14 protein-coding genes, 1 tRNA gene and 1 other RNA gene are annotated in these 13,721 nt (G+C 44.9%); 7 read left to right on the plus strand and 9 right to left on the minus strand.

Annotated features, from left to right (window positions below):
• Positions 1-87: 87 nt before the first annotated feature.
• Positions 88-714, plus strand: coding sequence for a CatB-related O-acetyltransferase (locus FTU42_RS03860; protein WP_005169858.1), 627 nt, complete (start codon positions 88-90; stop codon positions 712-714).
• Here FTU42_RS03860 and FTU42_RS03865 read toward each other — a convergent pair.
• From FTU42_RS03865 to coaD, 5 genes are all read right to left on the minus strand, one after another.
• Complete coding sequence (locus FTU42_RS03865; protein WP_180083056.1) at positions 698-1,420, minus strand: hypothetical protein; 723 nt, start codon at positions 1,418-1,420, stop codon at positions 698-700. The genes FTU42_RS03860 and FTU42_RS03865 overlap by 17 nt on opposite strands.
• A 122-nt stretch (positions 1,421-1,542) precedes the next feature.
• Positions 1,543-1,619, minus strand: a tRNA-Met gene (locus FTU42_RS03870).
• 72 nt (positions 1,620-1,691) lie between these two features.
• Positions 1,692-2,069, minus strand: an RNA gene (rnpB, locus tag FTU42_RS03875) — RNase P RNA component class A.
• Between the two features lie 26 nt (positions 2,070-2,095).
• Complete coding sequence (locus FTU42_RS03880; protein ID WP_005097729.1) at positions 2,096-2,359, minus strand: YfhL family 4Fe-4S dicluster ferredoxin; 264 nt, start codon at positions 2,357-2,359, stop codon at positions 2,096-2,098.
• A 1-nt stretch (position 2,360) separates the two neighbouring features.
• Positions 2,361-2,852: a pantetheine-phosphate adenylyltransferase gene (coaD, locus tag FTU42_RS03885; RefSeq protein ID WP_004280585.1), complete on the minus strand. Its 492-nt coding sequence runs from the start codon at positions 2,850-2,852 to the stop codon at positions 2,361-2,363.
• Positions 2,853-2,991: 139 nt separating this feature from the next.
• Between coaD and smpB the strand changes: the two genes are divergently transcribed.
• On the plus strand, positions 2,992-3,471 hold the full coding sequence (smpB, locus tag FTU42_RS03890; RefSeq protein WP_004280586.1) for an SsrA-binding protein SmpB: 480 nt from the start codon (positions 2,992-2,994) through the stop codon (positions 3,469-3,471).
• Positions 3,472-3,527: 56 nt separating this feature from the next.
• On the opposite strand, the gene FTU42_RS03895 is transcribed toward smpB, so the two are convergent.
• The 3 genes from FTU42_RS03895 to rluD are packed head-to-tail and all read right to left on the minus strand — an operon-like array spanning position 3,528 to position 5,959.
• Positions 3,528-4,088, minus strand: coding sequence for a flavodoxin family protein (locus FTU42_RS03895; protein WP_005097730.1), 561 nt, complete (start codon positions 4,086-4,088; stop codon positions 3,528-3,530).
• A gap of 40 nt (positions 4,089-4,128) precedes the next feature.
• Positions 4,129-4,869 carry a peptidoglycan editing factor PgeF gene (pgeF, locus tag FTU42_RS03900; RefSeq protein ID WP_180075396.1) on the minus strand — a complete coding sequence of 247 codons (741 nt, stop codon included), beginning with the start codon at positions 4,867-4,869 and terminating at the stop codon, positions 4,129-4,131.
• Positions 4,870-4,906: 37 nt separating this feature from the next.
• A complete protein-coding gene (rluD, locus tag FTU42_RS03905; RefSeq protein WP_180075395.1) occupies positions 4,907-5,959 on the minus strand; it encodes a 23S rRNA pseudouridine(1911/1915/1917) synthase RluD in 1,053 nt (350 codons plus the stop codon).
• A 71-nt stretch (positions 5,960-6,030) separates the two neighbouring features.
• On the opposite strand from rluD, the gene FTU42_RS03910 reads away from it, so the two are divergent.
• Positions 6,031-7,023: an outer membrane protein assembly factor BamD gene (locus tag FTU42_RS03910; RefSeq protein WP_005097733.1), complete on the plus strand. Its 993-nt coding sequence runs from the start codon at positions 6,031-6,033 to the stop codon at positions 7,021-7,023.
• Positions 7,024-7,216: 193 nt separating this feature from the next.
• Positions 7,217-9,130, plus strand: a complete 1,914-nt coding sequence (locus FTU42_RS03915; protein WP_100355888.1) for a DNA primase — start codon at positions 7,217-7,219, stop codon at positions 9,128-9,130.
• A gap of 81 nt (positions 9,131-9,211) precedes the next feature.
• Here FTU42_RS03915 and hemA read toward each other — a convergent pair whose 3' ends face one another.
• On the minus strand, positions 9,212-10,495 hold the full coding sequence (gene hemA / locus FTU42_RS03920; protein ID WP_005169843.1) for a glutamyl-tRNA reductase: 1,284 nt from the start codon (positions 10,493-10,495) through the stop codon (positions 9,212-9,214).
• A 78-nt stretch (positions 10,496-10,573) separates the two neighbouring features.
• Between hemA and FTU42_RS03925 the strand changes: the two genes are divergently transcribed.
• From FTU42_RS03925 to ispE, 3 genes are read left to right on the plus strand one after another with little or no spacing between them, the layout of a single operon-like run.
• Positions 10,574-12,286: a tetratricopeptide repeat protein gene (locus FTU42_RS03925; protein ID WP_005097736.1), complete on the plus strand. Its 1,713-nt coding sequence runs from the start codon at positions 10,574-10,576 to the stop codon at positions 12,284-12,286.
• Between the two features lie 7 nt (positions 12,287-12,293).
• Positions 12,294-12,872, plus strand: a complete 579-nt coding sequence (gene lolB, locus FTU42_RS03930; RefSeq protein WP_180075394.1) for a lipoprotein insertase outer membrane protein LolB — start codon at positions 12,294-12,296, stop codon at positions 12,870-12,872.
• A gap of 21 nt (positions 12,873-12,893) precedes the next feature.
• Positions 12,894-13,721 (plus strand): 4-(cytidine 5'-diphospho)-2-C-methyl-D-erythritol kinase, encoded by an 828-nt coding sequence (gene ispE, locus FTU42_RS03935; protein ID WP_180075399.1) that lies wholly within the window; start codon positions 12,894-12,896, stop codon positions 13,719-13,721.

Consider the following 13,721-nt stretch of genomic DNA (forward strand, 5'->3'; position numbering starts at 1 on the left):
CTCGCTGGATTGTCTTTCGAGATTATTCAGCCAGTTTAGACGCCGATTAGGTATAATTTCTCATTCCTTGATTTTTGTATCTCCCTTATGGCCGAAAAGTTAATTAATTCCCCTGTAAACCACTGGTGTGAGTTCGAGTTCATCTCTAAAACGGTGAAAAATCCGAATATTCATATTAATGGGAACTATTCTTACTATTCGGCCTATTGGGATCAGGGCTTTGAGCGTTGTGTGGTGCGTTATCTGCATGATAAGCCCTCTACGCCAGAGAAGCCGATTGACCAGCTTCATATCGGTAATTTCGTCTGTTTTGGCGCAGAATGCGTGATTATGATGGGTGGCAACCAACTGCACCGTACCGACTGGATTTCAGCCTTTCCCTTCGATACACGCAGCTTTGTGCCTGCTGGCGATACATTCATTGGCGATGGTTGCTGGATTGGCTCACGTGCCATGATTATGCAAGGTGTAACGCTTGGCGAAGGTGCTGTGGTGGCAACAGGTGCCGTGGTCACCAAAGACGTTCCATCATACGCAGTGGTCGGTGGCGTGCCTGCCAAAATTATTAAATATCGTTTTCCTAAAGCAGATATAGAAAAACTGCTTTCTCTTAAACTCTATGACTTAGATGAAAAGCAGTTTTTAAAAATGCGTGAGCAGTTGCAAACAGATGATGTTAGATCACTGCTACATGCCTTTACTGCGCTTGAATAAAAGGGATTAACACCAAACTCCGCTGTTTATATTCGTCGATTTTATTATTTTTAAGCCAGTTTATATTCAAATAACTTAAACGCCATTCATAATAAGCCAATCCTACATCTCTATAGCTGATCTTAAGTACGGTCTCCTTCTGATCATCACAATAATTATTCTTTTTATCTTTCATATCTTTGTAGCAGGAAAGTCGATTCTGGTATTCGTAAAAAGGGAAATGCTCGAAGACCAGTTTTGTCTTTCCTTTTGGAAGTAATTGAATAAACTGTGCATTCTGTTCACCTGCATCATTTGAAACCCAGCCATGAATTAAGGCAATAGCATAACTATGCCGATTGAGTGGGTATAAGGCAGGATATATAAATTCTATACCACTCTTATCCTCTTTAAGCGCATAAACCTGTTGATACGTGGTTAGATCCCAATAATCAATGATTTGATATTTTCCAAGATTTTTTGAAAGCTGAATAATTTGTAAATTTTCATCAATTAAATAATATTTTTCAGCTTCAGCAATTTTAACTACCCAAAGTTTTGCATCACGCTCATCACAACTAAATTTTACTTTTTGACAAATTGATCTTATTTCTGCTTTGGAAATATTTTTTTCTTTAAAAGGAAATGACTTAATTGAATCTGCAGCAAAAACAGGCAAAGCCATAAATAAAATTAAAGTTGATAGCATTAAATTTTTAATCATCATACATATTCTTGTTATTTGTTTTATTTTAACTATTGTAGTGCTTTTCAGATTTTCCACCAACATCATCACCAAATATCAGACATAAAAAAACCCACTCAATCGGAGTGGGTTTTTTCAGAATATGGTGGCTATGACGAGACTTGAACTTGTGACCCCCGCATTATGAGTGCGGTGCTCTAACCAACTGAGCTACATAGCCTTAAACTGTGCGCGCATTATGAGATTTTCTTTAAAGAGCGTCAACCCCATAATGCACTGTTTGATCAAAATTTGTTGAAGTGAGCCGATAAGCCGGGTTCTGTCGTGAACGATCATTCCTCTAGGCGCACAATCACTCATGCGCTCAAGCGACCTACCCGAATCCAGCATGGGCCATGCCTAATGGATTCCTATTTGGTCTTGCTTCCGGTGGGGTTTACCTCGCCATGAACTGTTACCAGCCATGCGGTGCGCTCTTACCGCACCCTTTCACCCTTACCTCCGATTCCGATTGCTCGAAAACATAATGAAGGCGGTCTTCTCTCTGCTGCACTTGCCGTCGGTTTGCACCGCCCAGGCGTTACCTGGCACCTTGCCCTATGAAGCCCGGACTTTCCTCCCCTGCTTCAATCACGGAGATCTCCACAGCAGCGATCGTCTGGCTCACTTCGAGCGGCATAGTACCAAATATCGAGACTAATTGCTTGATGTTTTTTGAGCAGTCAGTTTTTCATACTTGGCTTGCAGCTGCTCCTGCGTTTCCGCATGGTTCGGATCCAGTGGAATACAATCCACCGGACAGAACAGCTGACATTGCGGTTGATCATGATGTCCGACGCACTCTGTACATAAATCTGGATGAATCTCATAAATGAGTTCACCCATATAAATGGCCTCATTCGGGCATACAGGTTCACAGACATCACAATTAATACATTCATCGGTGATATATAAAGACACGCTACCAACCTTGTTGAAGTTTACGCTCGAAGGCAGCAACCACGTTTGGTGGTACAAACTTGGTCACATCACCTCTTAATCGAGCAATTTCACGCACCAAAGTGGATGAAATAAAAGAATATTGCTCTGAAGGAGTTAAAAATACCGCTTCAAAGTGGGAGTCAAGCTGACGGTTCATATTGGCCAGCTGAAATTCATACTCGAAATCGGACACTGCACGCAAACCACGCAGTACAGCCGTCGCTTTTTGTTCACGAAAGAAATTGACCAGCAAACCATCAAAACCTACAAATTCAACATTGTCCAAATGACTCAATGACTCTTTTGCCAGGGCAACACGCTCTTCCAGACTAAATACCGGATTTTTATGATGACCGATGGCAATCGCCACAACGACCTCATCAAACATTCGCGCTGCGCGGGTTACCAAATCAATATGTCCATTGGTAATTGGATCAAAAGTCCCCGGATAAATCACACGAGTTTTAGACATCCATTTGTACTCTGTTTGTTATGTAGAATCTTATTTTAGCAAAAACTTGTTTTTTTGGTGAATAATCCTCATTAATTTAAAAAACTTCACCTTATTTCTAGTTGCGGTACAATAGCAGCACGTTTGGAAGTATCAGATTATGGCGAAAGCATCTATTGTAGTAAAAAAAAATAATGGCGGTACCATTGCACTGAATAAACGTGCCCGCCACGATTATTTTATTGAAGAGAAATTTGAAGCGGGGCTGTCATTAAAGGGCTGGGAAGTCAAATCAATGCGTGCCGGTCGTATGACCATTGTCGAAAGCTATATTACCTTTAAAAATGGTGAAGCTTTCCTGTTTGGTGCGCAAGTTCAGCCTTTGCTGAGTGCTTCAACACACGTGGTGCCTGAAGCGACCCGTACCCGAAAACTGTTGTTGAATCGCCGTGAAATTGAAAAGCTGATGGGCGCGATTAACCAGAAAGGTTATTCCTGCGTGCCACTGGCCTGTTACTGGAAAGGCCCGCATGCCAAGCTGGAAATTGCACTGGTCAAAGGTAAGCAGCTCCATGACAAACGTGCCACTGAAAAAGACCGTGACTGGCAACGTGATAAAGCGCGAATTTTCCATAAATAATGGATCAATACTTGAATATAAAAACCTCCAGCATGTGGAGGTTTTTTTATCACTGACTAAGCTGGATGATTTAAGCGCGCCAGTGTCAAAGCAATATATTCGCCAAACCAGAGCGCGGTTTTTAAATCCCCTTCAGGTGGGGTGACTTCTACCGGTGCATTGTCCGACTGGGTCATCAGCCCCAAAAAGCTCGACATACGATTCAGATCAGTCACGGCACGACCTGTCGGCATCAAGGGCAAACCGCTCCACAACATACCATGCTGCATCGCAAACAGGTTGATTTGCTGCAACACTGCCAGTTTGTCGCCACTAAGTCCGCCACCATTGGTAAAAGCTGCTGCCAGTTTGCCCTGCCAGCTACGCGCCAGCCAGCGCTTGGATGACTGCTCCATAAACAGCTTCATGGCAGAGGTCAGGCTTCCCATATAGGTCGGACAACCAAAGACAATCGCATCTGCGGCATCTAGCACATCCCAATCAATATGTTCGACATTCATCATATGCACCTGAACACCAGTTTCCCGTGCACCATCAGCAATAAAATTTGCCACTTTAGCCGTGTGTCCATAAGGACTGTGATAAACAATCGCAACAGATTTGGAAGATAGGGACATAATGCTCAAAAGCCAAAAAATTCAGTTAAGTTTAACATTTTCATGCCATAAACACGAATGTCGCCATACGACCCATTTTAGGCTCACGGCGATAAGAAAAATATTCATCCGCCTGACGATAAGAACACTGATCCCCGCCCAATACGGTATGTATCCCATGTTGTCGCAAGATATAACGCGCAATCGCATACAGGTCGGCATAATATTTACCCGCCTGCTCGCCCACCTGAAATGCACTGTCCAGTTCAGGATATTTACTGCAAAAAGCCACTTTCACCTCAGTGCCAATTTCAAAACAGGGCTGACTGATGGCTGCACCAAGCCAGGCCCAGGTCGGCGGAGTCTGCATGGCCGCAATGGTATTTTCGATAATACCACCGGCCAGACCACGCCAACCGGCATGCAAATTGGCAACTTCCGTACCATCGGCATTACCTAACACCACCGGCAAACAGTCTGCGGTCATCATCATCAGGGCATGCGCTTTGCGCTGCGTCACCAGACCATCGCCGACCAATGCCTCAAAGGGTATCTGTTCATTAATGCTATGACAGATGGTGCTATGCGTCTGGGTCATCCAGGTAATTTTATCTACGCCAAAGGCAGCGAAATCTTGCAGTAAAGCCATACGATGCTGTTGTACCCGCTGCGCATCATCCTGCACATGCAAGGCCAGATTAAAACCTGCAAGCTCAGGCTGCATGGATGGCTGTACTTTCGCATGATGAACGCGGGTCTGACCCACATACACACCTTGTGGAAGTCCTGGTACAAATTGCATCTCGATTCCTTGCTTTGACGCGAGCTAAATAAAAAAATTAATAGGCTTTGTTTTCGGTGCGCAGCACTTCAATCAGATTGGCAAAATCTTCCGGCCACGGCGCTTCAAAGGTCATTTCTTCTTTGCTACGCGGATGGGTCAGACCGAGTTTTGCTGCATGCAAGGCCTGACGTTTAAAGCCACGTAAAGTATCATCTAATAATTGTGATGCACCTGCCGGCATACGTACACGCGGCATATACACCTGATCACCAATCAAGCCAAAGCCGATATAGCTAAAATGCACACGAATCTGGTGGGTACGTCCGGTTTCAAGACGGGCTTGAACACGGGTGAAATGCTGGAAGCGCTCTTTGACGTTATAATGCGTTACTGCATCTTTACCGCCCGGAAGCACAGTCATTTTCACGCGATCCACCGGATGGCGTTTGATCGGTTCATCAATGGTACCGCCAGCAATAATATTGCCATATACCACCAGATCATACAGACGATACACTGATTTTTTCTCAAGCTGTTTGCTGAGAGAGAACTGTGCTTCCAGATTTTTCGCTACGACCAACAGACCGCTGGTGTCTTTATCGATACGATGTACCAGACCTGCACGCGCCAGTTCAGCTGATTTCGGATAGTGATGCAATAAAGCATTCACCAAGGTGCCAGAACTATTGCCAGCGCCCGGATGTACCACCATACCGACTGGTTTGTTGATGACCATAATGTCATCATCTTCATAGATGATGTCCAGTGGAATGTCTTCTGGCAGGCTGCGCGTTTGTGCTTCAAGCTCGACATTTAAGGTCAGGGTTTCAAAACCATCACTTTTAAATTTCGGCTTGACCGGCTGACCATTCACCAATAAATTGCCATCTTTGATCCATTGCTTTAATTTTTCTCGGGAAAAATCGCTCCAGACCATCGCGGCAATCTGGTCGATCCGTTGCCCGATATAAGTTTCATCCAGTTGAAATTGCAACGATAAACGTGTTGCAGTTGCTTCTGAAGTATGGTTATCTGCATCCTCAGAATCTTCAAGTAAATTGAAATCAGTATCAGGGATATTAGAATTGGAAGATTGTGCTTGACTCATTTGCTCATTCAGACAAAAGTGGTTTAATAGTGCAATTGTAGCTCATTGCCCGTATTAACAGAGGAATTTTTATGTCGCTACCACATTATAAAATGACAATGCTTGCCCTCACGATTGGCATTGCATCGGCAATGGTAGGCTGTAGCAGTAATCCCAAAAAAGAAGTCGTGGATAAAGGTCCTGAATCTAGCGAGCAAGTTTATATTCAAAAAGCACAGAAAGCGCTAGATCGTAATCAATATACCGATGCCGCAAAACAGCTAGAAGCACTGGAAACCTATTTCCCGACCAGTCAGTATGCTCCGCAAGCGCAACTTGAACTGTTATATGTAAAATTTCAGCAAAAAGATTATGAAGGTGCAGTGGCACTGGCAGAGCGTTTTATCCGTCTGAATCCACAACATCCAAATGTCGACTATGCTTACTATGTACGCGGCGTATCCAATATGGAGCAGAACTATAATGGTCTGCTGCGTTATACCTCGCTGAAACAGTCGCATCGTGATGTCAGCTATCTGAAAGTGGCTTATCAGAATTTTGTCGATTTCATTCGCCGCTATCCGTCTAGCACCTATGCGGTCGATGCAGCGCAGCGCATGAAATTTATCGGTCAGGAACTGGCTGAGCATGAAATGAATGCGGCACGCTTTAATTTAAAACGTAAAGCCTATCTGGCTGCGGTTGAACGTGCACAATGGGTGGTGGAACATTATCCACAAACCCCTCAGATTCCAGAAGCACTGGCAACGATTGCCTATGGCTATGATCAACTGGGTGATAAAGCAACCTCTCAGCAATATGTTGATGTGTTAAAGCTGAATTATCCAAATCTGGTGAAATCTGATGGTACGGTCAACTTGCGTGCAGCACGTAGCGAAAGCAGTTTCTTTAACCGTGCCACACTGGGTATTTTTGGTAAAGAAGCCAAGACGGTGACTGACAACAATGCAGAGTCGGATGCGCCAGAAACTGAAAAGCGCAGCCTGACCAATCGTGTGTCTTTTGGTTTGCTTGATCGTCCTAAAAATACCGAAGCAGAGCAACCTGAACCGACTGCCGAATAAGCCGACTGTCACAGGTGCATTTTCTTTAAGGGCAAGGTATCATACTTGCCCTTTTGCTTTGTCCCGGCCAGGCTTGAACAAATCGTACAAAAGGTATACAAAGGAAGTTAAAAAGAATTGACCTGAATCAGTTCAATCCTATTGATTCAATCACTTAAACCTTAGATACGCAGCACGAGAAGCTCAGCAGATTATGGCAATTCCTCAACATACGATTGATCAGATTCTCGATCGCACCGATATTGTCGATGTGATTGGTCAATTCGTGAAACTGAAAAAAACTGGCCGTACCTATTCGGGCTGCTGTCCTTTCCATCAGGAAAAATCGCCCTCTTTTCACGTCTATCGTGACAAACAATATTTTCACTGTTTTGGCTGTCAGGCCAATGGCAACGCCATCCGTTTTTTAATGGACATTGGTAGCCGTAATTTCGTCGAAGTGATGAAAGACCTGTCCAGTCAGACCGGCATTGAACTGCCAAAAGACAATACTGATTCCAATAAATTAAAATACAAACGGGAAGCAGCCAAACCGAAAATAGTCGCTACGACCAAAGTTGAGAATACGCAAGCTCCGCAACGCCCAGCACAAGAATATTCTGTGTCGGATGCTTCTTTTGATCCATTTGCAGAGTTTCAGGCCTCCGAACAGGATTTCTACGGCGACCCTTTTGCTGCTTTTGAACACATGCCAATGGCCGAAGTTCAGCAAGACGGCAACTTATACGACCTGCTGGAAAATATTGCGCAGTTCTATGAACGCCAGTTACCCAACAGTTCCAGTGCACAGCAATATTTCAAGCAACGTGGCCTGACTGCAGAAACCATTGCCTATTGGCGCTTAGGTTATGCACCTGAAGACTGGCAACATCTGGAAAAAGCCTTTCCTCAGGATATTGAAGGCCTGAAACTACTGGGGCTGATTCGTACCAGCGACAGTGGCCGTGATTTTGATCTATTGCGTGAACGGGTAATTTTCCCGATTCGTGATACCAAGGGTCGTGTGGTCGGCTTTGGTGGCCGTGCGCTCAATGACGAGATCAAGCCCAAATACATCAACTCGCCAGACTCTGAAGTTTTCCATAAGAACCAGTTGCTTTATGGGCTGTATGAAGGCAGAAAGCAGAAAGCCCAGGAATGGCTGATGGTCGAAGGCTATATGGATGTGATTGCATTGCAGCAATACGGCATTCATGGCGCAGTCGCGACACTGGGGACTGCCAGTAATACCGACCATCTGAACATTCTGTTTAAGCAGAACAACCGGATTACCATTGCCTTTGATGGCGATGCTGCCGGTCAAAAAGCCGCACGCCGAACGCTGGACATTGCCCTGCCATTACTCAGTGATGGCCGTGAGCTGAAATTCTTTGTTTTGCCTGCTGACCATGACCCGGACTCCTTGATCCGCCGTGAAGGCATCGAAAACTTTAGACGCTTGCTGGATCAGGCGCCGCTGATGTCGGACTTCGTGTTTGCCCATCTGACCCAAAATCAGGACATCACTACCCCTGAAGGTAAAAGTCAGGTCATGGGTGAACTGAAAAATCTGACCGAATTATTGCCTAAACATGGCTCATTCCGCTATTTGCTGCAGCAATTTTTCCGCGAAAAACTGGGCTTTAACCGTAAATGGCAACCCAAGGTTAATACCGATGCATCCTTAAGTTTTAGCACCAAAATTGATGCTGAAGAATATGTGATTGCAATTTTGATGAATCATCCCTATTTGTATATTCATTTTGAACCACTGCGTGCGCTGGTATCTGAAGATCAGCTGCTGTTTAAAATCCTAAATATTCTGAATGTGATTTTTGATGACCTGCCGGATGATCCTGAACTCTCGATCTATTATGTTTTAGGTGCCTGTGCAGTACATCATCATGAATTACAGCATATTCTACAACATGCCAATGTGAGCGATTATACCTCTTCGCCTGAACAGGCCGACAAACTGGCGGCAGACTTCTCGACCAAGCTGCAATATCAGTGTCTGAAAAACAAGATAAAATCGAAAAAATTTAGCAGCATTGCAGAAATGAAGAATCTGAAAATGCAGATTTACGAAATTGATAAAAAACGCTCCATGACCTTATTGGACGATTAACAGTTTTAAATCGCTTCAAATAAAAATAAGGCGTTTATCTCTAAACGCCGTTCTTCAAAATAGCTATTGTTAAAGAGCTCGCTAATGTTTGGTCTTGCGGCGTGTATCAACTACCTCTTGCAAGGTATCGCGCATCATTTCAAAACAGCTTGGATCTTCCGCCTTGGCCGCCTCACGCAGCACAATAGAAGTCGGATGTAAGAGTTTCTGTGTCAGGCGGTGCGAAAACTCAGCCATAACCATTTCTGCTTTTTCACCCTGGGCAATACGTTGCAGCGCCAATGCCAGTTCTTCCTGCCGCAACTCTTCACCATGGTCACGATAAGCATGAATGGTGGCCCCGGCCTGCTTGACCTTTTGCTGGGTCATCAGTTCTGTTGCGAGCTGATTCACCATAACTTCGGCTTCAACCGCAGCCTGACGACGATGCGCCAGATTTTCCTCAATCACGCTTTGCAGATCATCGACGCCATACAGATATACCCCATCAAGTTTTTCAACTTTAGGATCGATATCACGTGGCACGGCCAGATCGACTAACAACATTTGCTGGTAACGGCGTTTTTTCAGTGCCGCTTTGATATCTGCAAAATGAATCACCTGATGCAGACTGCCGGTACAACTGGAAATCACATCGGCGCGATGCAGATTGTCTGCCAGCTGGTCAAAGTCAATAATTTCTACTTCTACCCGATGCGCAATTTCCTGCGCCAGAATGTCTGCACGTTCTCGGGTACGGTTACAGATAATAATCTTGCCCACACCCATTTCTGCGAGATGCTTGGCGACCAGACTGTTCATCTCCCCGGCTGCTACCACCATAATGGTGAGCTTGTCTGGATGACTAAATACCTGTAGGGCCAACTGTGCAACCGCATAGCCCATCGATACCGCATGACTGCCGACAGCAGTCTCGGAACGAACCCGTTTGGCCGCATAAAAGGCATATTCAAAAATTCGGTTTAAACTGCGTGACACCGTCTGGGAGTCTTTGGCAAGAGAAAGTGCATTTTTGACTTGTCCCAGAATCTGCGGTTCACCCAGCATCAGTGAATCCAGACCACTGGCGACACGCATCAAGTGCGTCACGGCTTGGGCATTTTCATAACGATAGACATGATTTTGCAGTTGTTTGACATCCACCCCATTTTTTTGGGCGAGCCAGTTCAGCACCATGTCGACATTGTCAGACATCGCGTAAACTTCGGTTCGGTTACATGTAGACACCACCACCATGTCGTTTAATTCAGGGTGTTGGCTTTGCTCGGCAAGAATGGCACTTAACTTTTCAGGGTTAAACGCAACTTGTTCCCGCAGTTCTACAGAGGCAGTTTGATGGTTGACACCCAATGCAAAGAAAGACATATCAGGTCATCATTTCAATAAATTTATGCTATTGTGCAATATCGGTGTCATAAAAAGCATTACTTGGATCAAGAAAAATTGCGTCAAACAATCAGCCGTATCAACGGCCCTACAATTAAGCAATATTCTACCACATTCCTATTGGTGGGTAGCATGGCTTCAACTGCTCATCTTTATGCAGCGGAAGCAGTTTACCATGCAAATCAAAATTATGATGCCATAAAACAAAGTATGATGGCCGAGTTTGCCATTGCCGCACATGACATTCCGACTGCTTTGCACAACTATACGGTTCTGGCAATCAAGAGCAATTCCACCACGGTCAAGCAGCGTGCACTGAATGTTGCATTGGAACATGATGATTTACAGGCAGCCCTCGATATCTCGACCCACTGGGTGGTACAGGAGCCGCAGGATGTCCCCGCTTTATTTTATTTATCCCATATTGCCCTGAAAGCGCATGAGTATGAGCTGGCGGCAGAGACCTTAGAGAAAATCCTGCAAATTGATGACAGTGCCGATCTGGAAGAAATTCTCGCTGGGATTTCACCTGAAGGCACAGAAGACCGCAGCTATCTGATTCAGGCTTTAAGCACCACCAAAGCCAGAGACAATCCGTCTATTCTGGTGCTGGTGGCCGGTCTGGAAGCACAAAATGGTCAGCTGGAACAGGCTTTAAATACCATTAACCGTGCTCTAAAAAAACGTCCGAATGCGACTGGTTATATCCTGATGAAAGCCAATCTGCTGAATGCGCTTGGCGATCCAGAAGAAACCCTGCAATGGTATGAAAAATCCAGCCGTAAACACCGCAATAATCTGGATGTGCGTCTGGCCGAAGTCAAATATCTGGTCAAGCTGAACGAAGCGACTTTGGCGCTGAAAAAACTGCAAGACATTCTAAAAAAATGGCCAACGGCTGAAGAAGCCCTGTTCATTGCCGGACTGACCAGTATTGATCTGGAAGAATACGAGAAGGCCGAAAAACATCTGGTCGAACTGCGTTATTCTGCGCAGTATCAAAATGAAGCCTATTATTATCTGGCAGTGAATGCTGAACGCAAACAGCATTATGAAACCGCCAAAGCCTATTATCGTCTGGTCGATGGCAGTCTGTACACCGTCTCGCGTCGTAACATGATCTCGATTTTTGCCCAGCAGGATAAGCTGCATGATGCGCTGCGTTTCTTGACTCAGGAACGGGTGAATTATCCACAACATGCCAGCTTTTTATATCTGGCCCAGGCAGATATTTTAACGCGTATGCAGAATAAAAAAGCTGCGATCCGCCTGCTAGAAGAAGCCAGCAAAAACCTGCCGGATGATCCGGAACTGGTTTATGCGCAAGTGCTATTGCTAGATCCACATCAGGATCGCAACAAGCTGGATAAATTGCTGGCAAATTTACTCAAGATTGAACCGAATAGTCCGACCTATCTGAATGCCTATGCCTATACCCTGGCAATGCAGAACCGGCGTCTGGAAGAAGCGCGCCGCTATGTCGAACAGGCACTGGAATATGCACCGGAACAGGCTTCCATTCTGGATACTTATGGTTATATCTGTTATTTACAGAATGACTTTGCCACGGCTGCAGATGTCTTATACAAAGCATATCAACTCAATCCAAGCGTGAAGATTGGGGTACGTTATGCGCGTTCGTTGTACATGAATGGTGATATACAACACTTCCATCAAGTGTTACAACAATTACAACAAAACCATCCAAATGACCCCGAATTAAAACAACTTAATTCGCTATTGTTAGCACCACAAAACCAAACGAGTTAATTCTTTTATGCGCAATTTAAGCCAATTGGGCTGCTGTGCCTTTGCAGCAACTGCTTTATTCTTAACTGGCTGTCAGCAGATGATCAATCCGCAAACGCCAGTGACACCTTCTGTACAGGCAGATAATCAATTCCAGCTGCAAGGTAAAATTGGTGTGCGCACACCGCAACAGACCGGCAGTGCATTCTTTACCTGGGTACAACAGCAAGAAGAATTTGATATTGAGCTGAGTGGTATTTTAGGTGTGGGCAAAACCCAGATTTCCGGCACGCCCGGCCAAGTCACATTAAACAGTGCTAAAACAGGTGTGATTCAAGCGGCAAGTGCCGAAGAATTACTGCAACGCGCCACAGGCTGGCAAGCACCGATCAGCTATTTAGTGGACTGGGTACAGGCCCGCCCTGCTACCACGACTGCAAAATTACAAAAAGACGACACGCAGCGGATTAGCCAGATTATTGAACAGGGCTGGACGGTCGATCTCAATTACAATGCGCAGGCCAAAATACCAAACCGCTTGATTTTAAAGCAGTCACTTGAAAATGGCGCGGAAAACCGTATTACAATGATCATTGAAAACCGTTAATTGACCTGATGTTAGCCCATGATGATTCGTGTTCCCTCGCCTGCTAAACTGAATTTGTTTTTACATATTACCGGTCGCCGTGAAAATGGCTATCACGAGCTGCAAAGCATTTTTCAGCTGATTGATCTGTATGACTGGCTGGAGTTTGAACAAACAGATAATCAACACATCCAGATTGAAGGGCTGGCCTCCGTCGACCTAGAACAGAATTTAATCTATCGTGCGGTACAACTGTTGAAGCCCTATGCTCAAACACTATCCGGACTAAAGATTCATCTGGAAAAAAATATCCCGATGGGTGCTGGACTCGGGGGCGGCTCGTCTAATGCAGCCACCACCCTGATTGTGCTGAACCAGCTCTGGCAGTGCGGTTTAAATATCGAGCAACTGGCAGATCTCGGAGTCAAGCTGGGTGCAGATGTACCGATATTTGTACATGGTCGAAATGCTTGGGCTGAAGGCATTGGCGAACACTTAACATTCATAGACTTAGATCAAAAACAATTCATTGTGTTAAAACCTGACTGTTTTATCAGCACTCAACGGCTTTTTTCGCAAAAAGCATTGACAAGAGACACGAAGAGCACTAAATTTTGCGCCTATCAGCAAACGCCATCTGATTTTGGAAATAACTTTGAGCCACTGGCTCGATCCTTATATCCTGAAGTCGATGAAGCGATGCAATATCTCGACCAGTTCGGTATTGCAAAACTTACAGGTACAGGTGCTTGTGTGTTTATTGAAGTCACTGAAAATCTGAATATCGAAGATATTCTTGCAAATGCACCATGTAAAGCTTACCTGGTCAACAGTTTACAAGAATCACCTTTAGTTCAGTTTAAAGTGTAG

Origin of the sequence: Acinetobacter sp. YH12102 (genome assembly GCF_013419125.1) — a bacterium.
Classification (GTDB): domain Bacteria; phylum Pseudomonadota; class Gammaproteobacteria; order Pseudomonadales; family Moraxellaceae; genus Acinetobacter; species Acinetobacter pseudolwoffii.

Coding starts and splice junctions, on each gene's coding strand:
- rluD (WP_180075395.1), bottom strand. CDS start 5,959: ATGAGTCAAGCACAATCTTCCAATTCTAATATCCCTGATACTGATTTC.
- pgeF (WP_180075396.1), bottom strand. CDS start 4,869: ATGCAATTTGTACCAGGACTTCCACAAGGTGTGTATGTGGGTCAGACC.
- FTU42_RS03865 (WP_180083056.1), bottom strand. CDS start 1,420: ATGATGATTAAAAATTTAATGCTATCAACTTTAATTTTATTTATGGCT.
- lolB (WP_180075394.1), top strand. CDS start 12,294: ATGCGCAATTTAAGCCAATTGGGCTGCTGTGCCTTTGCAGCAACTGCT.
- hemA (WP_005169843.1), bottom strand. CDS start 10,495: ATGTCTTTCTTTGCATTGGGTGTCAACCATCAAACTGCCTCTGTAGAA.
- coaD (WP_004280585.1), bottom strand. CDS start 2,852: ATGTCTAAAACTCGTGTGATTTATCCGGGGACTTTTGATCCAATTACC.
- FTU42_RS03860 (WP_005169858.1), top strand. CDS start 88: ATGGCCGAAAAGTTAATTAATTCCCCTGTAAACCACTGGTGTGAGTTC.
- FTU42_RS03895 (WP_005097730.1), bottom strand. CDS start 4,088: ATGTCCCTATCTTCCAAATCTGTTGCGATTGTTTATCACAGTCCTTAT.
- FTU42_RS03915 (WP_100355888.1), top strand. CDS start 7,217: ATGGCAATTCCTCAACATACGATTGATCAGATTCTCGATCGCACCGAT.
- ispE (WP_180075399.1), top strand. CDS start 12,894: ATGATTCGTGTTCCCTCGCCTGCTAAACTGAATTTGTTTTTACATATT.
- smpB (WP_004280586.1), top strand. CDS start 2,992: ATGGCGAAAGCATCTATTGTAGTAAAAAAAAATAATGGCGGTACCATT.
- FTU42_RS03910 (WP_005097733.1), top strand. CDS start 6,031: ATGTCGCTACCACATTATAAAATGACAATGCTTGCCCTCACGATTGGC.